The 21,576-nt window shown below is 43.6% G+C and carries 19 protein-coding genes; 1 reads left to right on the top strand and 18 read right to left on the bottom strand.

What is annotated here, in order from left to right:
• Positions 1-49: 49 nt before the first annotated feature.
• The 16 genes from F3J02_RS17650 to F3J02_RS17575 all read right to left on the bottom strand — a co-directional run bounded on the left by F3J02_RS17650 (position 50) and on the right by F3J02_RS17575 (position 16,940).
• Positions 50-1,423: a nucleobase:cation symporter-2 family protein gene (locus F3J02_RS17650; RefSeq protein ID WP_167251385.1), complete on the bottom strand. Its 1,374-nt coding sequence runs from the start codon at positions 1,421-1,423 to the stop codon at positions 50-52.
• 46 nt (positions 1,424-1,469) lie between these two features.
• Positions 1,470-1,805: a hydroxyisourate hydrolase gene (uraH, locus tag F3J02_RS17645; protein ID WP_159883068.1), complete on the bottom strand. Its 336-nt coding sequence runs from the start codon at positions 1,803-1,805 to the stop codon at positions 1,470-1,472.
• On the bottom strand, positions 1,805-2,305 hold the full coding sequence (gene uraD / locus F3J02_RS17640) for a 2-oxo-4-hydroxy-4-carboxy-5-ureidoimidazoline decarboxylase (RefSeq protein ID WP_167251383.1): 501 nt from the start codon (positions 2,303-2,305) through the stop codon (positions 1,805-1,807). Before uraD ends, uraH begins: the two co-directional genes overlap by 1 nt.
• A 177-nt stretch (positions 2,306-2,482) precedes the next feature.
• The gene (locus tag F3J02_RS17635; protein WP_167251381.1) at positions 2,483-4,906 is read right to left on the bottom strand and encodes a glucose/quinate/shikimate family membrane-bound PQQ-dependent dehydrogenase; all 2,424 of its coding nucleotides are present in this window, start codon (positions 4,904-4,906) and stop codon (positions 2,483-2,485) included.
• 16 nt (positions 4,907-4,922) lie between these two features.
• Positions 4,923-6,251: a carbohydrate porin gene (locus F3J02_RS17630; protein ID WP_167251379.1), complete on the bottom strand. Its 1,329-nt coding sequence runs from the start codon at positions 6,249-6,251 to the stop codon at positions 4,923-4,925.
• A gap of 18 nt (positions 6,252-6,269) precedes the next feature.
• Positions 6,270-7,730, bottom strand: coding sequence for a right-handed parallel beta-helix repeat-containing protein (locus F3J02_RS17625; protein ID WP_167251377.1), 1,461 nt, complete (start codon positions 7,728-7,730; stop codon positions 6,270-6,272).
• A 21-nt stretch (positions 7,731-7,751) separates the two neighbouring features.
• The gene (aroD, locus tag F3J02_RS17620; protein ID WP_167251375.1) at positions 7,752-8,591 is read right to left on the bottom strand and encodes a type I 3-dehydroquinate dehydratase; all 840 of its coding nucleotides are present in this window, start codon (positions 8,589-8,591) and stop codon (positions 7,752-7,754) included.
• 167 nt (positions 8,592-8,758) lie between these two features.
• Entirely contained in the window at positions 8,759-9,388 is a 630-nt protein-coding gene (gene pcaG / locus F3J02_RS17615; protein ID WP_167251373.1) for a protocatechuate 3,4-dioxygenase subunit alpha, read from the bottom strand.
• Positions 9,389-9,400: 12 nt separating this feature from the next.
• Positions 9,401-10,126 carry a protocatechuate 3,4-dioxygenase subunit beta gene (gene pcaH / locus F3J02_RS17610; RefSeq protein ID WP_167251371.1) on the bottom strand — a complete coding sequence of 242 codons (726 nt, stop codon included), beginning with the start codon at positions 10,124-10,126 and terminating at the stop codon, positions 9,401-9,403.
• A gap of 10 nt (positions 10,127-10,136) precedes the next feature.
• The gene (gene pcaC / locus F3J02_RS17605; protein ID WP_004772813.1) at positions 10,137-10,550 is read right to left on the bottom strand and encodes a 4-carboxymuconolactone decarboxylase; all 414 of its coding nucleotides are present in this window, start codon (positions 10,548-10,550) and stop codon (positions 10,137-10,139) included.
• 32 nt (positions 10,551-10,582) lie between these two features.
• Positions 10,583-11,935: an MFS transporter gene (locus tag F3J02_RS17600; protein ID WP_065342297.1), complete on the bottom strand. Its 1,353-nt coding sequence runs from the start codon at positions 11,933-11,935 to the stop codon at positions 10,583-10,585.
• A gap of 41 nt (positions 11,936-11,976) precedes the next feature.
• Positions 11,977-12,762, bottom strand: coding sequence for a 3-oxoadipate enol-lactonase (gene pcaD / locus F3J02_RS17595; RefSeq protein WP_167251369.1), 786 nt, complete (start codon positions 12,760-12,762; stop codon positions 11,977-11,979).
• Between the two features lie 4 nt (positions 12,763-12,766).
• Complete coding sequence (gene pcaB, locus F3J02_RS17590) at positions 12,767-14,116, bottom strand: 3-carboxy-cis,cis-muconate cycloisomerase (protein ID WP_167251367.1); 1,350 nt, start codon at positions 14,114-14,116, stop codon at positions 12,767-12,769.
• Positions 14,117-14,124: 8 nt separating this feature from the next.
• The gene (pcaF, locus tag F3J02_RS17585) at positions 14,125-15,333 is read right to left on the bottom strand and encodes a 3-oxoadipyl-CoA thiolase (RefSeq protein WP_167251365.1); all 1,209 of its coding nucleotides are present in this window, start codon (positions 15,331-15,333) and stop codon (positions 14,125-14,127) included.
• A 267-nt stretch (positions 15,334-15,600) separates the two neighbouring features.
• A complete protein-coding gene (locus tag F3J02_RS17580) occupies positions 15,601-16,254 on the bottom strand; it encodes a 3-oxoacid CoA-transferase subunit B (protein ID WP_167251363.1) in 654 nt (217 codons plus the stop codon).
• A 2-nt stretch (positions 16,255-16,256) separates the two neighbouring features.
• The gene (locus F3J02_RS17575) at positions 16,257-16,940 is read right to left on the bottom strand and encodes a 3-oxoacid CoA-transferase subunit A (RefSeq protein WP_167251361.1); all 684 of its coding nucleotides are present in this window, start codon (positions 16,938-16,940) and stop codon (positions 16,257-16,259) included.
• Positions 16,941-17,189: 249 nt separating this feature from the next.
• Here F3J02_RS17575 and pcaU point away from each other — a divergent pair, with 249 nt between their 5' ends.
• On the top strand, positions 17,190-18,014 hold the full coding sequence (gene pcaU / locus F3J02_RS17570) for an IclR family transcriptional regulator PcaU (protein WP_005312897.1): 825 nt from the start codon (positions 17,190-17,192) through the stop codon (positions 18,012-18,014).
• Positions 18,015-18,196: 182 nt separating this feature from the next.
• Here the strand turns inward: pcaU and tpgA are convergent, their stop codons facing one another.
• Complete coding sequence (gene tpgA, locus F3J02_RS17565; RefSeq protein WP_167251359.1) at positions 18,197-18,997, bottom strand: trimeric autotransporter adhesin/peptidogylcan-associated protein TpgA; 801 nt, start codon at positions 18,995-18,997, stop codon at positions 18,197-18,199.
• Positions 18,998-19,060: 63 nt separating this feature from the next.
• Positions 19,061-21,576 (bottom strand): YadA-like family protein (locus F3J02_RS17560; RefSeq protein ID WP_171526175.1); only part of this gene is annotated, 2,516 nt, incomplete at its 5' end.

Below are 21,576 nucleotides of genomic sequence, written 5' to 3'. Positions count from 1 at the left end.
TTGATTAAAAAAATGGTTTTTTAGAAATCCGCACCTAATTCGATATTGGTCAATGCCCTGAATTTAATGGCAAAGTCGCAACATCCACAGATTTCTTGTTAAATGGCAAATGATTGAAAATGATGTTGAGTAAAATCGCGGTGATACAGGCTGAGCTAATCCCTGAATGCAACAAGGTTTTTACCCAGACTGGAAATTGTGCATAAAACTCCTGATTCACAATTGGGATCATGCCAATTGCCAGTGAAGTCGCTACGATAATCAAGTTTTTATGGTCGTTATAATCCACTTTAGCTAAAGTACGGATACCACTTGCAGCGACAGTACCAAACAATACAATGCCTGCCCCACCTAATACTGGCATTGGGATTGAAGCAACCAAGCGCCCCACAATCGGTAATAGTCCCAACACGATTAAGATCCCACCTGCGGTTGCCACCACAAAACGACTCTTAATCCCCGTAATTGCAACCAACCCCACATTTTGGGCAAAAGCAGTTTGCATAAATGACCCAAAAATGGGTGAAATAGCACTCGATAACATATCCGCGCGCAAACCATCGCCAATACGTTTGGAATCAACTTTGGTTCCAACAATTTCACCAATCGCAATAATATCGGCAGTGGTTTCCGTCATGATGACTAAGGTTACAATCACCATCGAAAGAATGGCAGAAAACTCAAATACAGGAGAACCGAAGTGAAAAAAGCTGGGTAAGGCAAATATGGAACCTGACGTAACTTTAGAGAAATCAGCAAAGCCTGCGAAATAGGCAAGGATGGTTCCCAATACAATCGCGACTAGAATTGCCAAACGACGGAGCATCTGACTACGCAACATACTAAAGATAATCACAATCGCCAACGTCATCACTGCCAAACCCACATTGGCTGGATCACCCCAGTTTTCTGCTTTCGGATTGCCACCCATAATCCAACGGATTGCCACAGGCATCAATGAAATACCAATCATGGTAATCACACAACCCGTCACCACTGGCGGAAAAAACCGAATGATTTTTGCAAAGAATGGTGTGAGCAATAAGCCAATTAAGGACGCCACAATCACCGCACCAAAAGCAGATGCCAGTCCTCCACCAGTACTGACAATCGCGAGAATGGTGGCAACACCTGCAAATGAAACCCCCTGTACAATCGGCAGTTTTGCGCCAAAATGCTTGAAACCGATGGTTTGCAAGACCGTAGCAATTCCTCCAACAAATAATGCAGCCGCAACCAACAATCCAATTTCTGAAGCTTGCAATCCTGCTGCTGCCCCGATAATTAAAGGTGGTGCGATAATGCCCCCATACATGGTCAAGACATGCTGTAATCCATACATCAGATTTTTATTCATGCCTAAATATTGATGTTCTGCGGATGTATTTGTATTTGATTCTGAACGTATATTGTCTTGCTGCATGGGTTAATTCCTCAAATTAAGTTCATGATGTCCACATTGTTAAGTTTTAGCTGCCGCGATAAGTTGAGTAGGAAAAAGGACTAATTAATAACGGCACGTGATAGTGCTGTTGAATATCAGCAACCTTAAAATCAATACACACACGTGGATAAAAACTTTCGACATGTAAAGTTTGAAAATACTCCCCCACCTCAAAAATCAATTGATAATTGGCTTGGATAAATGATTCGATTTTGAATGCAGGAATACGGCCATCTGCATCAGTGAATTGCTCATCCAGCAAAATATATTGATGATTGATTTCCTGACGTAATTTCACCAATACCTGACGAGCTGGCTGCCCCAATGAGGCATTTAAAATATGTGTACTAATACCTGCCATTATTGAATCTCCTGTTGCAAACGAAGTAATGCAATTTCACTCAATTGCTGCTTCACTTCGACTTGCTCCTGCTCTACTGTATTTTCTAAACGTCGTTGCAACTCAGACAAGATCTGTTGCCCTGAGCGACCAGCAGCACGTATTAGAAAAATATGCCCAAATTTGTGCTCATAATCTAAATTGCCCTGATAGAGTGCCAGTTGCAGTACCGCATCAGTTTGAATTTGCCCTTGCTCACGCTGTGAAAATTGCTGTTCTTTTTCAGATAAAACTGCTGCCGCTTTTTTCTCACCAATGCGCGGATGTTGCGCCAAGGCTGAATAAATTTCAGACCATTGCCACGTTTGGGCTTGCGCGAGTGCAGCTTGGTATAGCTGTTGTTTAAACTGATAAGGCCTTTGCTGTAGCAGTTCAGACATCCAAGTTGGGATATGCACACAGTTCTGTAAGACTTGGCTTGCCTCTACAGAGTTCAACTGATTGAATGTTTCGAGTTGCATCGCTGCTCCAATTTATTGCATTGTCTGACTGGTCAGACCAGATAGCATAAATTAAGCAATGAATATGCCAATTCTTGTGCTTAGACCACAAACATCATCAACAAGTTATAAGACTCAGATTGAAATAAAAAACGGCAATCACTGAGGATTGCCGTTTTTTTATAGTTTAAAAAGGGTTTAGTTCAAGCTATATGCAATCACATAATCACCATGGTCAGGCGACTGACGTGCACCGCCCGCGGTAATCAATACATATTGCTTACCGGATTTCGGTGACACGTAGCTGATTGGCGTCGCTTGGCTGCCCACAGGTAAACGTGATTTCCAAAGCTCTTTACCCGAAGATGAATCCAATGCACGCAAGTAATAATCCTGAGTTGCAGCAAAGAATACCACCCCACCTTGTGTTGCCATTGGTCCACCAATGGTTGGCATTCCAATCGGCGCTTTAAGCCCCATTTTGATACCCATTGGGCCAGTATCTTGCACGGTTCCCATTGGCACCTGCCAAGCAATTTGACGGGTTTTCATATCAATAGCCGTCATGGTGCCATAGGGTGGTTTTTGGCATGGAATATTCAACTTCGACCAGAAACGATCTTTGTTGACTTTATAAGGCGTACCTTTCATCGGTACGGCGCCCATGCCAGTATTGACTTTCTCTCCGCCATTGGCTTGAACAGCCAAGTCTTCTGGCGTTTGTTCAATCAACTGAATCCACAGTCCTAAACGCATATCATTGACGAACATATATTGATGACTTGGATCAAAGGCAATGCTGCCCCAGTTCATGCCTCCTAAAGAACCCGGAAAACTTAAGGATTTATCAGTGCCCGGTGCAGTAAACAAGCCTTCATAACGCATTGATTTGAAGTTGATACGGCACATCAACTGGTCAAATGGCGTTGCGCCCCACATATCCGACTCAGTTAAGGTTTGATTGCCAATCTGTGGCATTTCCACCGAACGTGGTTGAGTTGGGCTGTATTGCTCACCTTTAATATCGGCAGGTTTAACGGGCTGTTCAATCACTTTAGTAAGTGGTTGACCCGTTACACGATCCAATACAAAGAACTGACCAGATTTGGTTCCAATCACCACAGCGGGTTTATTGCTGCCATCTTGCATTGGGAAATCCACCAAGCTGGGTTGCATTGGCAAATCAAAATCCCAAAGGTCATTATGAACCGTTTGATAGACCCACTTTTCCTTACCTGTAGTTGCATCTAAAGCCAGAACAGAAGAATTATATTTATGGTCTAAAGGTTGACGATTACCACCCCACACATCCACAGATGAGCTGCCCATTGGCAAGAATACCGTGTTCATTTGTGGATCATAAGACATGGCTGCCCAAGAGTTTGCTGAACTACGTTTATAGGTTTCTCCATCCTTCAATACATAGTTTGGATCAGTATTGCGTGGATCAAAGGCCCAACGCAATTCACCCGTAATGACATCGTATGCACGAATCACCCCACCAGGCATATCTCCGGCAAAGTTATCCGCGATACGACTACCCACCACAATTACCGTACCCGCAATGGTTGGCGCAGATGTCACCTCGAAACGTGGTGCGGTTGTGCCCTCACCTAAGCCTTTCAATAGGTCAACCGTACCTTCCACACCAAAATCTTTACAACGTTCGCCTGTATCTGCATTAACGGCAATTAAGCGACCATCAGGTGTATTAGTATAAACGCGACGCAGACATGAGGTGTTGTTTTCCACCGCTTTGACAGGAGTTGCTCCAGCCAAAGTTGGCTGAACTAAAGCTTGGGTAGAATCAAAATAAGCAACTCCTCGACAACGCTCCCATGCATCCGACTTGGAGTTGACTTCCGCTTTCCAAAGTTGTTTACCTGAATCCGCTTGCAACGCGAAAATGTTGTTATGCGGGGTACATAGGAAAATCTTATTGCCTACTTGTAATGGTGTCATTTGATCTTCTGCACCATTTCCCGAACCTGTGGTGAAATCACCCGTACGGAAACGCCAAACCTCTTTTAATTGATGTACATTATCGCGTGTGATCTGATCCAATGCAGCAAAACGACTTCCACCTGCATCCTGACCATAATGCTGCCAGTTGCTCTGCTTCATATCGGTTTTTACAGGAACCAAAGGCAATGCCTGTCCAGAGGCCGCAACCGTTGGATGTGGCTGAAACATTTGATAAAAACCGATTGCCATGCCAATAACCGTCAATATTCCCAAACCATAAGCAGGTAAATCTGCACTCGGTTGATATTGATAACGACGGATGGCAGGTAAAGTAAACATCAGCGCGGCAAATAAGCCTGCTGGGAACATCAGTCTTGAAAATAAAGGCCAGAACTCCCAACCTGCATCAATCAATGACCAGAAGATCGTTCCTGCAAAAACCAGACTGAATAACCAGACACCCAATGCTTTTTTCTTAAAAATAAAAACAGCTGAGATGAGCGTAAGTACACCTGAAATCATGAAATACCATGATCCACCCAGCGCTGCGAGTTGAAAGCCACCGACTGTAAAAAACAGACCTGTAAGCAATAAAACCAACGCTAAAATAAAGCACCATATTTTGAGTATGGTATGTGAGCTTGAAGATTCAGTCATCGCTCATCCTCCAGTATTAGAAATTCACGCGCATGCTCAGGCCTGCAACCCATGCATCATCCACTTCTTTAACACCCGCAGGTTGATGGATATATTGCAGGTTCGGTCTTAACATGACCGCAGGTGACCACTGATAGCTATAGTTCAATTCGATATTGAGTTCATCACGCTGGACGGGTACATAATCTGTAGCAAGCGCATCGTATTGCTCATAACCGCGAGTTTCATTAAGTGCAATTTGACGATCTTTATAGCGATCATTGACCAGATAATTGGCAATACCAAAACCAATTGAGTCATTTGGACGACGATCAAAAGGTCCTTTGTACCAAAGTGCCAGTTGCTGGGTACTGTTGACTGCTGTAGTGGCTTTATCATTTACTACCGCATTAAAACTGACATACAAGCCACGTTTTGGATCGTCACCTTTCTGGCTGAGTTGTTGTTGTGCATTGAGCCAGAAACTATGTTTACCATTATGTACCTTGCCCACTGTCGCAATATCATTGGCTTCGGCTGTTGAATAGAGTGCCCCGACTTTATATTCGCCAGATAAGCCATTAAAGGCTGCAAGTTCTGGTCGCCATGCTAGTTCGACAGGAATTGTTGCCCCTTTGACGTGATCCATATCCAGATTAAAACCATCACGATTGCGATCCGTTTTAATATTGTCTGGATTGACTTCATAGACACCAACACCTAACGTCCATTCAGGTGCGAATTGATACTTAACATTGGCACCCCATAATCCAACAGGTAAGTTATACCAGATTGAACCAATCGACTTCCCAAGCTGTCCGCCACACAATAATAAATTCTGGAATTCACATTGTGAGCCATTAAAATCTTCTGACATGCCCATACGGCCAATCTTGAACTGCACTGTGTTATCAACAAAGCCTTTTTTCACCCATGCCTGACTTAAACGCCAGATTTTGCCGCGACCATAGATTTCCTGTGAATTGCCGAGTGCACTAGAACGAGGATCTTTAATTCGATCCAAGGTTAAGGCATTACCATCACGTTTGGTGATTAAAAGGCTGGCACTGGTATCTTTCCAGCCTGCAATTTTCTCTAAATCGAAATTGGCACCTAGCGATAGTTGTGCAGCATTTTTAAAAGCATTGTCATCGTTATAGCCACCATCCAGATTGGTCGCAGCTTGACTCATGATCGAGCCCGTAAATTTATAGCCTTCTTTTTCCAGTTGCTGACGCTGACCATTCCAATCACCGAGTAACCATTGGCGATCCTGTGACCATGGCTGATCAGCAAAACTAGATTGAGCAGCGCATACCGCCACTGCCAGACAGCTCATTTTGAGCAATAATGCATTCGACTTCATATTCGGCCTCCTTGCCGTTTATTTCAGTTTTACAGCTGAACTGAGTTCAGAAGTTGCACCTACACGGTCAGTGAGCGTTGCGGTCACTGAAGCCACTTGGGTTGTTGGTTTCCAAGTCAGCGTTGCCGTTCCTTGTGCATTGGTTGCAGCAACCGCTGAACCTAAATAAAACTCGGCTTCATTTGAATTTGCCGATGTGTTGCCAAAAAACTCGACCTGATAACGCTGATTCGGTTGCGCTTTGACCTCAGCGGTAATTTGTCCTTTAGACAAGGTTAATTTCGGTGCCTGAATATTCTGGTTCGGTTGAGCATTACAACCTTGCTCATCGGATGTGTTGCAGGTTTTTTGCAAGTTGGCAGGATCAATTTTGACGCCATGACCACGTGAACCTACAAAATGTGCATGCTCTAATCCTGGAATATCAAAGATAATCGCGCCGACGCGTTGATTCGGTACACAACTTCCACCTGCCTCACAACGTTTAATGTCTTTGCCGTTATTCCAGATTAAGTTTTTGGTCAGGGTAATGTGGGCATTGGCATCTTTTTCAGAACGGATCGCGATTCCCACCCGGTTGCCATGTACTTTATTGCTGTCAAAAATATTGCCATCACCGGTCAGGTTAAAACCATTGGAATTATTGGTCAGTTCGTTATAGGCAATGTAGTTTCGCTTGCCCCAGTTGATCTGTAAGCCATCTGAATAGTTTTCAAATTTATTGCCGACAACTGCATTGTCATTGCCCCACAAGATTTCAATCCCTTGTGAAGGTTCAGGATTTGCTGCCGTTGAAATAAAATGGTTATTGGCGACCAAGTTAAATGCTGCACCACGAGTCAGCTCAAGACCATCACCATTGTCCTGAAAATAGTTGTTCAATACTTTGTTGTTATTGGTGGTGGTCGCTGTTGGATTGCCCTTGCCATCATCACCTGTCAACATCACCCCTGCACCACCGTAGTTATGCATAATGCGGTTGTTTTGAATCAAGTTATTGCTGGCACGGTTCATCAAGATCCCAATACAGAAATGACGAATTTCCAAGCCTTGGATGGTGACCCCATTGATGTCGCGTAATACGATGCCCGGCAAAGTCGTAGTCCGAACATTGGTCCCGAATTGTCCTTCGACTGCACCTGGGCAAGCTTCAACCCCAGTGCCTTTAATATAATTTGATCCATCGACCGCAATAAATTCACCTGTTTTCGCCCATTGCGTCCCAATGATTTTTACAGGTGCTTTAATTTCAGGTAATGGACTATTCACCTTAATTGCATAAGGTGCTTTGCCTACCGCTTGAATGAGGATCTCACTGGCTTCTGTCGGTTTACTATTGGCTTGCTGAATTGCCCAACGTAAAGCGCCTTTATCCGTATCATCTTGATAACGATCTACGATATAAGTTTCTGCTGCTGCCCAACCCGAAACTGCCATAGCGATGGCTAAAGTACTTAAACGTACATAAATTGATTTCATGTTTAAAAAATCCTTTTTAAATTATTGTGTTGGTTGAACCGTTTTTAAAAACTGTTTTAGTTGAGTTACATCAATCTGCCCTGGCGCTGATGCTTCACCAATCATGCCAAAACTAAAGCTGCCACCCATATTTGCTGTGGCAATTCGAGAAATCGTCCCGAGTTTCCCCATGGACATGGTGAGTAATGGCTTTTTAGATTGCTGACTCACTTTTAAAGTCGCATTCATTAAGGTGAATACATCCTGTTTGCTTTGCGGCATCACTGCAATTTTAAGAATATCGGCGCCTAACTCATCCTGTTTAAGTAAGCGCTTGATGATTTCGGCCTCAGATGGTGTTTTTTGAAAATCATGATTCGACATCACAATCAGCACTTTTTTCGCATGTGCCAATTTGACGGTATTCTTCACAATGTGCTGATCACGGAACATTTCCACATCGAGCATGTCCATAAATGGCTGCTGTAAATACGCTTGATAGGTCTTGCCATAATTTGCATCGCTAATGGTCAATTGCCCACCTTCGTTATGAGTACGAATGGTGGCAATCATCGGCTTAGTACCTAGAATCTGTTTTAATTCATGTCCCAAGGCAATCACTTGCGTTGTATCACTGGCAAAGCTCAGTAAATCAATCCGAAACTCCGCGAGATCTGCATCGGCATTCGCTGCAATCACTTTTGCCTGAGCAATTGCCTGCTCTTTGGTTTTGGCTGTGATTGGTACAATGGTTTTGACAGGCAACTTTGCCAGTTCAGCTAATTCAACTGAATTTGACAAATTCACTTGAGCTTGGGTCATTTGAACCGTAAATAAAGGGGTGACCAGCAGCATTAACGCTGCCAGTGTTTTCATTTTCATTTGTATCGTCCTTAATAAATTTTTTGCAACTCTACGAAGTCTTGCCGAGTTCTCATCTCATTTTTAATCTCTCCTCACCCATCAAAAGTGAGGAGTATTTTCAATTTCAGGATCTAAGTGATTCCATAATCAGTCCATATTTGAAAGGAAGATATTTAAAGGAATGTCTAAATATCAAAGAACACCGTTTCATCATCGCCCTGAATACGAATGTCAAAGCGATAAACCACTTCATCATCCACTTCACTGCGTTTGGCGATTAAAGTCTGACGACGTACTGCCCATTCAATACTGTTTAAAACAGGATCGTTGGCATTGGCATCCACTTCATCTTCAAAATAAATACGGGTATGCAAACCAATATTGATACCGCGGGCAAACACTGCGACAGCAATATGCGGTGCTTGAATTGAACCTTTACGGCCTGCAACAGCGCCTGGTTTTACCGTATTAAAACTCCAGAAGCCTGTTTCAAAATTGGCTCCTGTACGGCCCCAGCCCAGAAAATGTGGATCGGCTGTTTTGCCCTGCGTGTCAGCCTGACTTGGATAAACCCCATTGGCATCTGCTTGCCAGATTTCCAGCAATACATCTCTTAGTGGCAAACCCAGTCCGTCAAACACTTGACCTTCCAGACGAATCCGTTGCCCTTGCGTTTGCTCATTGACTAACTGGTGATTGAAATTATGCTCAAACACTTCGATATTGGCTTGTTGCGGTAATAAGCCAATATGAACATAAGGACCACCCGTTTGTGATGGGGTTTCCTTCAATTCCTGAAAATTCCATGCATTCATTGTTGGTCTCCCTTAAGTCAAATCATTTTCAAAATAAGTCGCACGACGACCACGAAGATGAATATCAAAGCGATAACAACGGCTATCTGCTTCAATGAAATTGTTTTTATCTTCCAATGCAATCAAGGCACGACGCTGATCTTCAGATGGAATGGTTTTTAAAATCGGGCAAGTATCAATCAAGGTATCGCCTTCAAAATAGAACTGCGAAATTAAGCGCTGTGCCCAACCATCTGCGATCAAGGAAAAATGAATATGCGCTGGACGCCATTCATTAATTCGGTTACGCCACGGATAAGGACCTGGTTTGATGGTACGGAAAATATAGAAACCATTTTCATCGGTTAAGGTGCGACCACAGCCACCAAAGTTAGGATCCATCGCACCAATAAATTTGTCATTTGGATGACGATAACGACCTGATGCATTGGCCTGCCACACTTCTAATAAAGCATTTTTCACAGGTCGGCCAAACTGATCACGCACATAACCATGCACAATGATACGTTCACCCACAGGTAGACCTTCTTTGGCATAGTTCAGGATCAGGTCATTATCTTTAGGGCCAAAAATATTTGGTGAAAAATGCGGTGAAGTGACTTCAGTCAAAGTTTCATTAATTGAGATCAATGCATTCTTTGGCGAGCGTAATACACTGGTCTTATAACCAGGTGTATATGCTGGCGGATGATCATCGGTATTACGTTGTGGGTATGCACCTAATGTATGCTTTAACATGCCTGTCTCCTTAATCCTGTGGTTGTGCTGCAACGGGCTGCACGTCAATGCCAAGTTCTTTAAAAACTTCTTCGGCCATATGCATGGCTGCATTAGCTGCTGGCAAACCTGCATATAAAGAACTATGCAAAATCAGTTCTTTCAGCTCGTCCTTGGTGACACCATTGTTGAAGCAAGCACGCAAATGCATTCTGAGTTCATCTTCTCGCCCCAACGCCAATAAGATGGCAATGGTGACCAAACTACGAGTATGACGTGGCAAGCCTTCACGTGACCACACTTCGCCCCAAGCAAAACGACTAATAAAGTTCTGGAAATCCTGATTGAAATCATTGAGGTTCGCTAAAGAGCGGCCGACATGTTTTTCACCCAACACTTCGGTACGGACTTTCAGTCCTTGTTGATAACGTTGTTCATCATTCATGAACGTTGCTCCTCATCTTGAAAATATGAGCCTTAGGTTGCATCGGTATGAGCAACTAGCGATTTAACAAAAATTGCGATGGCCGCTGCCGTAGCAGGAATCATCAATAAACTGAGAATGGCGGTAAATGACCAGTCATTGCCCAATAACACGGCACCAATCCATGCACCGAACACGGCACCAAAACGACCAATTCCTGTCATCCATGCAATACCAGTTGCACGACATTGGGTTGGATAGAAGCGCGCACTTAAGGCTGGCATAGACGATTGCGCACCATTAATGGCAATCCCTGCACAAAGCACCAAAACAGCCAATAAAGTTGGATTGCTCAAGCTTTGCCCAACAGCAACTGCAAATAAACCAGCAATAAAATAGAAGCCCGAAATGATGCGATTTGGATTAAAGCGATCCATTGCCCAACCAATGAACAAGGCACTGAGTACACCACCAAACTGGAACAATCCGCCGATAAACGCTGCACGCTCCATGGTTGCACCCGTTTCACGCATCAAGGTTGGTAACCAACTGGTCAGCAAATAAATCACCACCAACCCCATAAAATAGGTCGACCATAATAAAACTGTGCCTTTGGCATATTGTTTGGAGAACAGCATGCCAAACACATTTTTCTTTTCTGCAACAGCAGACTGTTCTTCTGGAATATGAAAATGCTCAACTGTTTGAACTTTTTCAGGTGCAATATGACTTAAAATTTTGCGGACTTTTGCAGGGTCTTGACCTTTCACGATCAGGAAGCGATAAGACTCAGGTAATAAGAAAATCACCAACACCATCAAAATTAATGGTGTCCATCCACCCAACAAAAACAGACTATGCCAACCATAAGTCGGAATCAGCCAACTACTGATAAAACCACCAGTAGCCATACCTAAGTTGTAACCACAGAACATACAAGTCACCAATAAAGAGCGACTTCGTTGCGGGCAATATTCTGAAAACAAGGTGGTTGCATTTGGCATCGCTGCGCCTAAACCAATACCCGTTAAAAAGCGCAATACCACCAAACTGTTTAGGTCTGGCGCATAAGCCGAAGCCAAGGTAAAACCACCAAAAATCAACATGGAGATGGTTAAAACAATTTTTCGTCCAAACCGATCTGCTGTTGGTCCTGAAACCAATGCTCCAATGATCATGCCACCGAGTGCAGCACTCATTACTGGTCCGAGTTGTGAGCGATCAATGCCCCAATCCTGAGCCAAAGCAGGTGCAATAAAACCCATTGCTGCAGTATCGATTCCATCGACAAATACAATGAGAAAACAAATAATTGCGATCATCCATTGATACTTGCTCACAGGTGCCTCATTAATCAGTGCCTGTGCATCCATACTGTTTTTTTGGGCAGCAAATTCCTGTGCCATAGTTGCCTCCTTGTAGGCGAATTCCTTTCTAACCCTTATGGTTATATGTTTTGAATAAACTTGGACAATGTCTGATTGAACACTTGTGGCTGTTCAATATTGGATAGATGCGACGCTGCCAAGATTTCAAGCTGACTGGTTGTAATGAGTTGATGCATAAACTCTGCATCTTGAACCGTTGTGACAGGATCGTACTGCCCTGCAATAATTAACGTTGGAATCTGAATTTGATGCAGTTGATCTCGAACATCTGCATCAGCTAAAGCACGACATGCATTGGCATAACCTTGTGCAGGTGTCACTGCAAGACTTTGAATGGTCTTTTGCGCTAAAACATCATGCGCATAATCAAAATGTTCACTAAACCAACGTGTATGCGTGGTCTTTACAATTTCAGCCAAACCGTTTTGTTCAACACTCTCTGCACGGGTATTCCACGCTTCGGCAGTACCAATTTTTGCAGCTGAGTTCGCCACGCTAATACTGTTAAAACGTTCGGCATGATAGATCGCTAAAGCCAATGCGGTAATCCCGCCCATTGAAATGCCACAGAAATGAACTTTTTCAATGGCTAAGGCATCTAGGATATCAACCACATCTTCTGCCAGATTTTGCAGGGTGCTATTGGCAATGACTGCGCTTGCACCATGCCCACGTGTGTCATAGCTAATAATTTGATAATGATCAGCCAAAGCTGCAACTTGTGCCTGCCACATGCCATGATCGGTTCCCAAAGAGTTGGAGAACATGATGACTGGCGCATCTTTTAGCCCTTGCACTTGAACTGCAAGTGGATGTCCTTGACGATTATTGATATGCGTTATCATGCACTTACTCTCCTTGTGCTGCTTGTAGTACGGCATCAATTTGGGCTTGAATATTGCCAAGGTAAGATGCTGGCATGAACAATTCATCCAATGCCTGATCATTAAAATGAGTGCTAACTTCATGCATCACTGACAAGATAGTTTTTAAATGCTGCTGTTGAGCAACTGCTTGCTGACATGCTTGCTCAACCAAATGGTGTGCATCTAAACGACCAATCTTGGGCGCAAGTGCCATCATCACAGCTTCTGCCATGATTAAACCCTGTGTACATTCAAGATTACGTTGCATCGCGTCTGCATTAACTTGCATGTGCTCAAGCACATCGCAACTACGTTCTAAAGCACCTGCACATAACTGAAAAATTTCTGGGATTGCCAGCCATTCTGCATGCCAAGCGCCCAAAGCACGTTCATGCTCTTGCACCATACTTTGATAGACGCTCGCCATTAAGGCAGGTACACGATTGGCTGCGGCAAGAATTGAAGCTGCTGCCACAGGATTACGCTTATGCGGCATGGTCGATGAACCACCACGCCCTTTTGCTGCTGGTTCAAAAACTTCTGCGATTTCGGTTTGCATCAGTAATGACCAGTCTTTTGCCATCTTGCCAACATTTCCAACAATCAAAGCAAGCGTACTGGCAAGCTCAACCATACGGTCGCGTTCACCATGCCATGTACATTCAGGCGCTGTTAACTTGAGTTGTGCTGCAAAAGCTTCAACCACCGCTGCACCTTGATCTTGTAAAGACGCCAATGAACCTACTGCACCACCGAGCTGTGCAGTCAATACGCGAGTTTTCATTGCCTGTAGACGATCAAGATCACGTTTCAAAGCTGCCGCCCAACGTGCAAACTTATGTCCCAAAGTAATCGGCAAAGCTTGTTGTAACCACGTCCGTCCAATCATGACTTGATCACGATATTGCTGAGCTTGCTTTAAGGAAATTCGATAGGCCTGTTGCACTTGCTGTTCAATCAATGTTAAGGCATCACGACACTGCAAAATCGTTGCTGTATCAATGATGTCTTGACTGGTCGCACCCCAATGCACATAGCGTGAAGCGTCTTCATCATGCTGTTTCACCAAAGCGGTGAATTGTTTTACTAATGGAATCGCCACATTACCTGCCATTCCTGCTGCTGTAGCCAACGTATCTATATCGATTTGTGCTACAGCATTGTGTCCGACCTGTTCAATGATGCTTGCGGCTGAGCTAGGAATCACATTAACCTGTGCCTGAGCTTTGGCTAAAGTCACTTCGGCTTGAATCATATAACTCAATAAAGCTTGATCACTAAAAATGGCAGTGACTTTAGGCTGGTAAAATAAGCTGGCGTATAACTGGCTCATAGCAGACCTCACTCAACACGTTCAATAATCAGTGCAATGCCTTGACCAACACCAATACACATCGAACACAAGGCATATTGACCTTTGATCTGTTCAAGTTGATTCAATGCGGTGGTGACTAGACGCGCACCTGAAGCACCTAAAGGATGACCCAAGGCAATTGCACCACCATTCGGATTGATGCGGGCATCATCATCTGCCAAACCTAAATCACGAGTAACTGCCAAAGCTTGTGCGGCAAAAGCCTCGTTTAACTCAATCACATCCATCTGCGCTAAAGAGAGATTGGCTTGTTTAAGTAGTTTCTTGATCGCAGGTGCAGGTGCAAAACCCATAATGCAGGGTTCAATACCCACTGTGGTTGCCGCAATAATTTTGGCCCGTGGCTTGAGCTGGTATTTTTCTACCGCTTCATCAGAAGCGATTAGCAACGCTGCTGCACCATCATTAATCCCAGAAGCATTACCTGCGGTCACCGTACCATCCGCTTTGACCACACCTTTGAGTTTGCTCAGTGCATCTAACGTCGTTGAGGCACGTGGATGCTCATCGGTATCCACCACAACTGCATCACCCTTACGCTGTGGAATGCTGACAGGCACGATTTCATTTTTAAAGAAGCCATTGGCTTGTGCAGTTGCCGTACGTTGTTGGCTGTTAAGCGCAAATTGATCTTGATCGGCACGATTAATGTTGAATTGTTCCGCCACGTTTTCCGCGGTTTGTGGCATGGTATCCACACCATACAGCTCTTTGAGTTTTGGATTGATAAAACGCCAGCCCATGGTGGTGTCTTCAATCTTTTGACTACGGCCAAACGCGCTATCTGATTTACCCATCACATAGGGCGCACGGCTCATGCTTTCAACACCACCTGCAATAATCAAATCAGCTTCATTGGCTTTAATCGCACGTGCCGCCATCGCAATGGCATCTAAAGATGAACCACATAAACGGTTCACTGTGGTAGCAGGCACTTGATAAGGTAAACCTGCCAATAGTGCTGACATACGTCCAACATTGCGATTGTCTTCACCTGCCTGATTGGCACAGCCATAGATCACATCATCCACTTGTTGCCAATCTACTTTTGGATTGCGTTGCATCAAGGCTTGAATTGGAATTGCTCCCAAATCATCAGCACGTACAGGTGCAAGACCACCGGCATAACGACCGAATGGGGTACGGATGGCATCGATGATATAAGCGTTTTTCATTTTAAATCTTGTCCTTTACTTCGGGCCTTTCAGCCATTCTCCGTCGATATTTCGCGGCAGCGGCACGGATGCCGCCTCGTTACTCAGCACAACAGGGAGGTTGTGTCTGAGTAACAAAGGATTTTTGTTAATTTTTATCCTTTAAAATCTCCCCTAGCCCCTCTTTACAAAGAGGGGAACTCCTCCCTTTTAAAAGGAGGGAGACCTCACTCTATTGTTTAGATGAAGTCCCCCTTAACAAAGGGGGATTTAGGGGGATTTCAATCCTTAAGCTGGTGTCGCATCAATCAATTGAGCACCCGTCAATGCCTGTAACTCATCAAAGCTCAGACCATCCACTTTCTCAATCACTTTTAAACCTTCTGTGGTCACATCAATCACACACAGGTCGGTATAAATACGATCGACACATTTCAACCCTGTTGCTGGATATGAAAGCGTTTCAACAATCTTGGGTTCACCTTGCTTGGTGTTGTGATCGGTGGTGATAAATACTTTCTTGGCACCTACCGCTAAATCCATCGCACCACCCACCGCAGGAATCGCATCTGCTGCACCGGTATGCCAATTGGCCAGATCACCATTGGCTGCCACTTGGAAAGCACCCAATACCGCAATATCCAAATGCCCGCCACGCATCATGGCAAAGGAATCACCATGATGGAAAAAGCTGCCACCAGTCAGCATGGTCACATACTCTTTACCTGCATTGATCAGTTCAGGATCTTCTTCACCTTTGGCAGGCGGTGGACCGAATGCCAGCAAGCCATTTTCAGAATGTAAGAACACATCTTTATCGGCAGGAAGATAATTGGAAATCTTGGTTGGTAGGCCAATGCCTAAATTGACATAAGCACCATCGGGAATATCTTGCGCCACACGTTCAGCAATTTGGTCACGGCTTAATTTTTGATAGCTCATGTTTATGCTCCTGTACCATTGGCTGCATCGACAGCGACCACATGCTGTACAAAAATCCCAGGGGTAATGATGTGTTCAGGATCAAGCTGACCCAGTTCGACCAGTTCAGAGACTTGAGCAATAGTGACATCCGCAGCCATGGCCATGATTGGGCCAAAATTACGTGCAGATTTGTTATAAACCAGATTGCCCCAGCGATCGCCCTGATGAGCTTTGATTAAAGCGAAGTCCGCTTTGATCGGATATTCAAGCACATAGTCTTTACCCTCGATATGACGGGTTTCTTTGCCTTCTGCCAATAAAGTACCAAAGCCAGTTGGAGTAAAGACTGCACCGAGGCCCATACCAGCAGCTTGAATACGACAAGCCAAATTGCCTTGTGGTACCAGTTCCAATTCAATCTTGCCAGCACGATAGAGTTCATCGAAAACCCATGAATCCGACTGACGCGGGAAGGAACAGATAATTTTGCGTACTGCACCTGTTTTAAGCAGCTTGGCCAAGCCATAATCGCCATTGCCTGCATTATTATTGACGATGACAAGGTCTTTGATGCCAAGTTCGATCAATCCGTCAATCAGTTCAGCGGGTTGTCCTGCGGTGCCAAAGCCACCAATCATGATGGTTGCGCCATCCTTGATCTGTGACAGTGCCTCAGTCAATGTGAGGGTACTTTTATCAATCATCTGCCTACTTCCTGTACGATGCATCACTCGTATTTTCATCCTGAAAGCCGATGAAATTAAGTCGAGTGCTTTGTTCGGATTTCTTCTATTCATTCTTGATAAATTCTGCGCTCACTTCTAGACTTTGAAGTGCATTTTGTTCGATGATTATTTTTTATGTTCGATCATCGAACATTATCCAAGTAAAATAGTCATCTTTCGCTTAGAATGTTTTTATAAAGAACCCGTTTTAGCAAGGATGTCTAAATTATGGAAAATGATCAGGAAAAGAATCCCCGTTTGATTCATCATAACGAAAATAAAAAGACCATTCGGCATGAAGACTTTATTGCAGGAATCGCGAAAGGCTTAGCAATTTTGGAATGCTTTGGCCCCGAACGGCATCGCTTAAATATGAGTACCGCCGCTGAAAAAACGGGCATGACCCGCGCGGCTGCACGACGCCATTTACTCACTTTAGAATACTTAGGCTATTTAGATTTTGATGGGCATTATTATTATCTATCACCCAAGATTCTTAAATTTTCTGGGGCTTATCTGGATGGTTCCACACTTCCAAAAATATGTCAGCCTTTATTAAATCTTTTAACCAATCAAACCTCGTTGATTTATTCGGTGATGGTTTTAGATGGTTATGAAGCGATTACCATTGCCCGTAGTGCAGCTCACCAACAGACCGATCGGGTCAATCCTTATGGCTTACATTTAGGTAATCGACTCCCTGCCCATGCCACCTCTGCTGGCAAAATTCTGCTGGCACATTTAACACCTGAACAACAAAAGCGATGGTTAGAAAAATACCCGTTAAAACGTCTAACCAAATATACCCATACCGAAACTGATTTATTTTTAGAATTACTGCATGAAATTAAAGAACAAGATTGGTGTTATTCCTGTGAAGAACATGAATTAGGAGTGCATGCTGTGGCTGTACCGATTTATGATTCCAATGCAGCCGTTGTTGCGGCCTTAAATATCGTGTCTCCAACCATGCGTACCACCAAGGATTATTTAATTGCCCATATTTTACCTTTGCTACAAGAAACAGCTCGCGATTTACGCCAAATCATTTAATCAGACAAAAAAAAGCCACATCTGGAAATGTGGCGAAAGGTGTATTGCTGCTACGGCTTATGTCCGTATCTTTAAATTAACCACCCTTGCTTAAATGAACATTAAAGTTTTTAACGATCATTATGTTTTGTGTCTCTGTGTGTAAACAGGAGTCGAGCTGATTGCTTTAATCAGACCAATGATTACCAACTCACATTGACACGTCGATTGGGTGCAAGACAGCCGATCAATTGTTGATTATGCTGATCACCTGTACATTGCTGATATACATCGGTTTTGCTATTGGCCTGTATTTGAATACGATTTTCATCAATACCTTGAGCAACCAATAACTTTGCAACCGTATTGGCACGTTGTGAAGATAAACGATAGTTGTAGGCGAACTTACCCAAAGGATCGGTAAAGCCTGCGACAATAATCGGTGTATTTGAACTTTCTGCTTTTATTCTTTGAGCAATCTCAGCAATCGAGGTTGTACCCGTCTCAATCGCTGTTTCATCAAAGCGATCAAAAGCAAAGAATATACTGGCTGCCTTCGTTGCAGATACTGGAGCAACGACAGGTTTTTCAGGTAATTGATTATTCTCCCCCCACGCAATCAAACCTTCACATGCTTCTCCTTTCCAGAAAAGTTTTTCCGCAATATATTGTTTATCAAAATCAACTCTTAGCTGACAACGTTGATATTTTTGTGTTTTGGGAATACGGATATCAAGTACATAATTCCATGTTTTAACCGCAAAAATCCCTTCACTAAATTGTGGATTTCCCAATAAATGACGGATTTGATCTTTGGTTAAACCTGTATCTAAACGAGCAACGCTGTCATATTCATAGCGCTTCACTTGCTTTAGATAGCTTTTATCTACATTAGGGAAAGTAACTTCACCCTGCTGAACCTGTTTCATATCATCGGCTTGTACGTGGAATGAAGAAAACCCTATCACCAACACGCTGATCATCAATAATGTATTTTTTCTCATTTCTTACTCCAAATTATTATAAATTTATGTTGGGAGAGCCCAGCTCTCCCTTTTTTCATTATTTTAATCAAGCACTGTGCTTACGCCAACACGAACCAATGCCCCACCTTGACTGCCAAGTGCAGCACCACTAGTGAGTGACCAACGACCATTATCTGCTGTTTTTCTTAAGGTCACACCAACAGCATTCTGATTATTATAATAACCAGCACCAACGGCTAAGGTGACTTTACCAGCTACATATGGGGCTTGTTCTAATGCCGCATTTGCAGCGATACCAGCAGACATTTTTTCCTCTAAATTGTCGATACGCCCATTGGTTTCATAGAAGACTTGCTCGATTCGATCACCCAAGTTATTAATTTGATTACCCATATTAATATTGGCTTGATTCAATGCACCTAGCGCATCTCCCACGTTGTTATAAGAACCATTATTTACATTGTAGGTCGGTTCAGTAAATTTGCCATTTTCATACTTCGCACCACCACCAAGTGATTTGGTAATATATTGGTTCGATGTATTCAATTGCGAGCCATTCACTGCTTCTTTTGAGGTGCTATTGACTGCTCCATCTGCAACATTGCTAATGACTTTATTACCTGCATTAATCCCTGCTTTAGTAATCTGAACATCACCTACTGTTACATTATCCGCAGTTACTTTCTGAGAAGTGACTGTTTTAAAAGTGACATCATCATTTGTTGCAACTTTGAACTCTTTACCACCTGAACTATTTGTAGTTTGTGTGACCGTCATATTCTGACCTGCAACGACTGTAGAATGCTGTCCCGCTTTTTGGTTAATTGAACTAATCGCATCATTGATATTGGTCGCACCTGTCCCGCCAATATTGGTAATGGTATTTCCATCACCACCAACAAAAGCCCCATCCCCCAACATGTCATGCAATTGACTGCCATTCACAGCATCTTTACTATTTTTAGCAATGCTACCCTCTGCAACGTTGGTGATTTTTTTATTACCCGCATCAATTCCGTTCTGAGTGACACTTGGCCCATCTTTAATGGTTAGACCATTATTATTAAGCATGGTATTTCCAGCTTGGACACTATCGACTTTAATATCTTTCGCCAAATCAACTGTGACGTTATTCCCCGTATTATTGACTTTGATATTTCCATCTTTATTTGCAAAATCAACGGTATCTGTTGGTTTTACTTGGCTTGAGTTTTGCCCATTGGTGGTTAAGTTCCAACCTTTACTCACTGTTTGCACAGTATTATTGACTGATTTAATCGCATCATGGATGGTACTTTCACCAGTGTTCCCAATATTGTTATTGATAAATGTGCCTGTATTTGGATCATAAGTAGTTGTGCCACCAATGATGTTTTTCACTCCATCGCCAACTGCAAATAATTGACTACCATTCACTGCCTCAGTCGAAGTCGCATTCACATCACCTTTGGCCACATTGGTGATCTTTTGATTGCCCGCACTAATTCCATTCTTGCTGATACTTGGGCTGTTTGCGATCGCATTACCACTGCCATCTACAAAGCTGAGACCATTGCTATTGATCAATGTGCCTGCTGCGTTGACGCTATTCACTGCTAAGTCTTTGGATAACTCTATGGCAAGCTTACCTTGATCCACCTTGGTGGTGATATTGCTATCGGCACCAACTACATCGACCGTTTGTCCCAGTTTCTTCTGTACTGAATTACCATCTGCCGCAGTTAAACCAAAACCAGTATCCGTCAAACCCGTCTGGATTTGTTTCAATTGCTCCTCTGTCGCTGCACGACCTTGAGTGGCGAAGTCGGCACTACTAATATCTTTATTGCTTAGACCTTCAAGTGTGCCTTTGCCTGCATCTAAAGTCAGAGTATTCGCTGTATTTTTAACAACCACTTTACCTGCTTCAAGCTGCGTTTGAGTCGTTCCATTTTCAATATTCACACCCGCCTGACGCAACACGGTTTTATTTGTTCCTGTCCCCGCAGTGACCGTATCAATATTCAGGTCTCGGCTTAAGCTAAAGTCAATTGTAGTCGTGCCTTTACCATCATTCACCGCAGTCGATTTAAGATTGCTTTCACCTGTGGCTAAGCCAATATCTACCGTATCCGTTGGCTTCACTTGCGTTGCGGCTAGGTTACTGTCTGATTTTACATTCCAGCCCTTGTTGGCATTCTGTGCAACATCACTCACTGATTTTAACTGCTCCTCAGTCGCCGCCTGTTTATTATTATAAGTTGCGTTCGGGTCCCATGTGGTGTTGGTCAAACCATTGATTCGACCTGTTACACCATTCACCGTTACAGGGTTACTGCCTGTCCCTGAACCAATCGTGACCTGATTGGCGAGACGAATATCAACATTATTGCCTTGATTGCTAATCACAAGGTTGTTGTCTGCATTGGAGATATCTACAGTGCCGTCAGGTGCAACATTGCTCTTACTTGCCGCATTGTTATTGGTGGTTAGATTCCAACCCTTATTGGCAATTTGCTGAACTTCATTCAATTGACTGCCATTCACCGCATCGGTTGATGTCGCATTCACATCACCTTTGGCAACATTGGTGATCTTTTGATTGCCCGCACTGATTC

Origin of the sequence: Acinetobacter sp. Tr-809 (assembly GCF_011753255.1) — a bacterium.
Taxonomy (GTDB): Bacteria; Pseudomonadota; Gammaproteobacteria; order Pseudomonadales; family Moraxellaceae; genus Acinetobacter.
This window is presented reverse-complemented; position numbering and strand designations above follow the sequence as displayed.

Coding starts and splice junctions, on each gene's coding strand:
- uraD (WP_167251383.1), bottom strand. CDS start 2,305: ATGCAACTCGAAACATTCAATCAGTTGAACTCTGTAGAGGCAAGCCAA.
- aroD (WP_167251375.1), bottom strand. CDS start 8,591: ATGAAAATGAAAACACTGGCAGCGTTAATGCTGCTGGTCACCCCTTTA.
- F3J02_RS17580 (WP_167251363.1), bottom strand. CDS start 16,254: ATGAGCTATCAAAAATTAAGCCGTGACCAAATTGCTGAACGTGTGGCG.
- F3J02_RS17650 (WP_167251385.1), bottom strand. CDS start 1,423: ATGCAGCAAGACAATATACGTTCAGAATCAAATACAAATACATCCGCA.
- F3J02_RS17600 (WP_065342297.1), bottom strand. CDS start 11,935: ATGGCACAGGAATTTGCTGCCCAAAAAAACAGTATGGATGCACAGGCA.
- pcaD (WP_167251369.1), bottom strand. CDS start 12,762: ATGATAACGCATATCAATAATCGTCAAGGACATCCACTTGCAGTTCAA.
- uraH (WP_159883068.1), bottom strand. CDS start 1,805: ATGGCAGGTATTAGTACACATATTTTAAATGCCTCATTGGGGCAGCCA.
- pcaB (WP_167251367.1), bottom strand. CDS start 14,116: ATGAGCCAGTTATACGCCAGCTTATTTTACCAGCCTAAAGTCACTGCC.
- pcaC (WP_004772813.1), bottom strand. CDS start 10,550: ATGAATGATGAACAACGTTATCAACAAGGACTGAAAGTCCGTACCGAA.
- pcaG (WP_167251373.1), bottom strand. CDS start 9,388: ATGAATGCATGGAATTTTCAGGAATTGAAGGAAACCCCATCACAAACG.
- F3J02_RS17635 (WP_167251381.1), bottom strand. CDS start 4,906: ATGACTGAATCTTCAAGCTCACATACCATACTCAAAATATGGTGCTTT.
- F3J02_RS17575 (WP_167251361.1), bottom strand. CDS start 16,940: ATGATTGATAAAAGTACCCTCACATTGACTGAGGCACTGTCACAGATC.
- pcaU (WP_005312897.1), top strand. CDS start 17,190: ATGGAAAATGATCAGGAAAAGAATCCCCGTTTGATTCATCATAACGAA.
- F3J02_RS17625 (WP_167251377.1), bottom strand. CDS start 7,730: ATGAAATCAATTTATGTACGTTTAAGTACTTTAGCCATCGCTATGGCA.
- pcaH (WP_167251371.1), bottom strand. CDS start 10,126: ATGTTAAAGCATACATTAGGTGCATACCCACAACGTAATACCGATGAT.
- F3J02_RS17630 (WP_167251379.1), bottom strand. CDS start 6,251: ATGAAGTCGAATGCATTATTGCTCAAAATGAGCTGTCTGGCAGTGGCG.
- pcaF (WP_167251365.1), bottom strand. CDS start 15,333: ATGAAAAACGCTTATATCATCGATGCCATCCGTACCCCATTCGGTCGT.
- tpgA (WP_167251359.1), bottom strand. CDS start 18,997: ATGAGAAAAAATACATTATTGATGATCAGCGTGTTGGTGATAGGGTTT.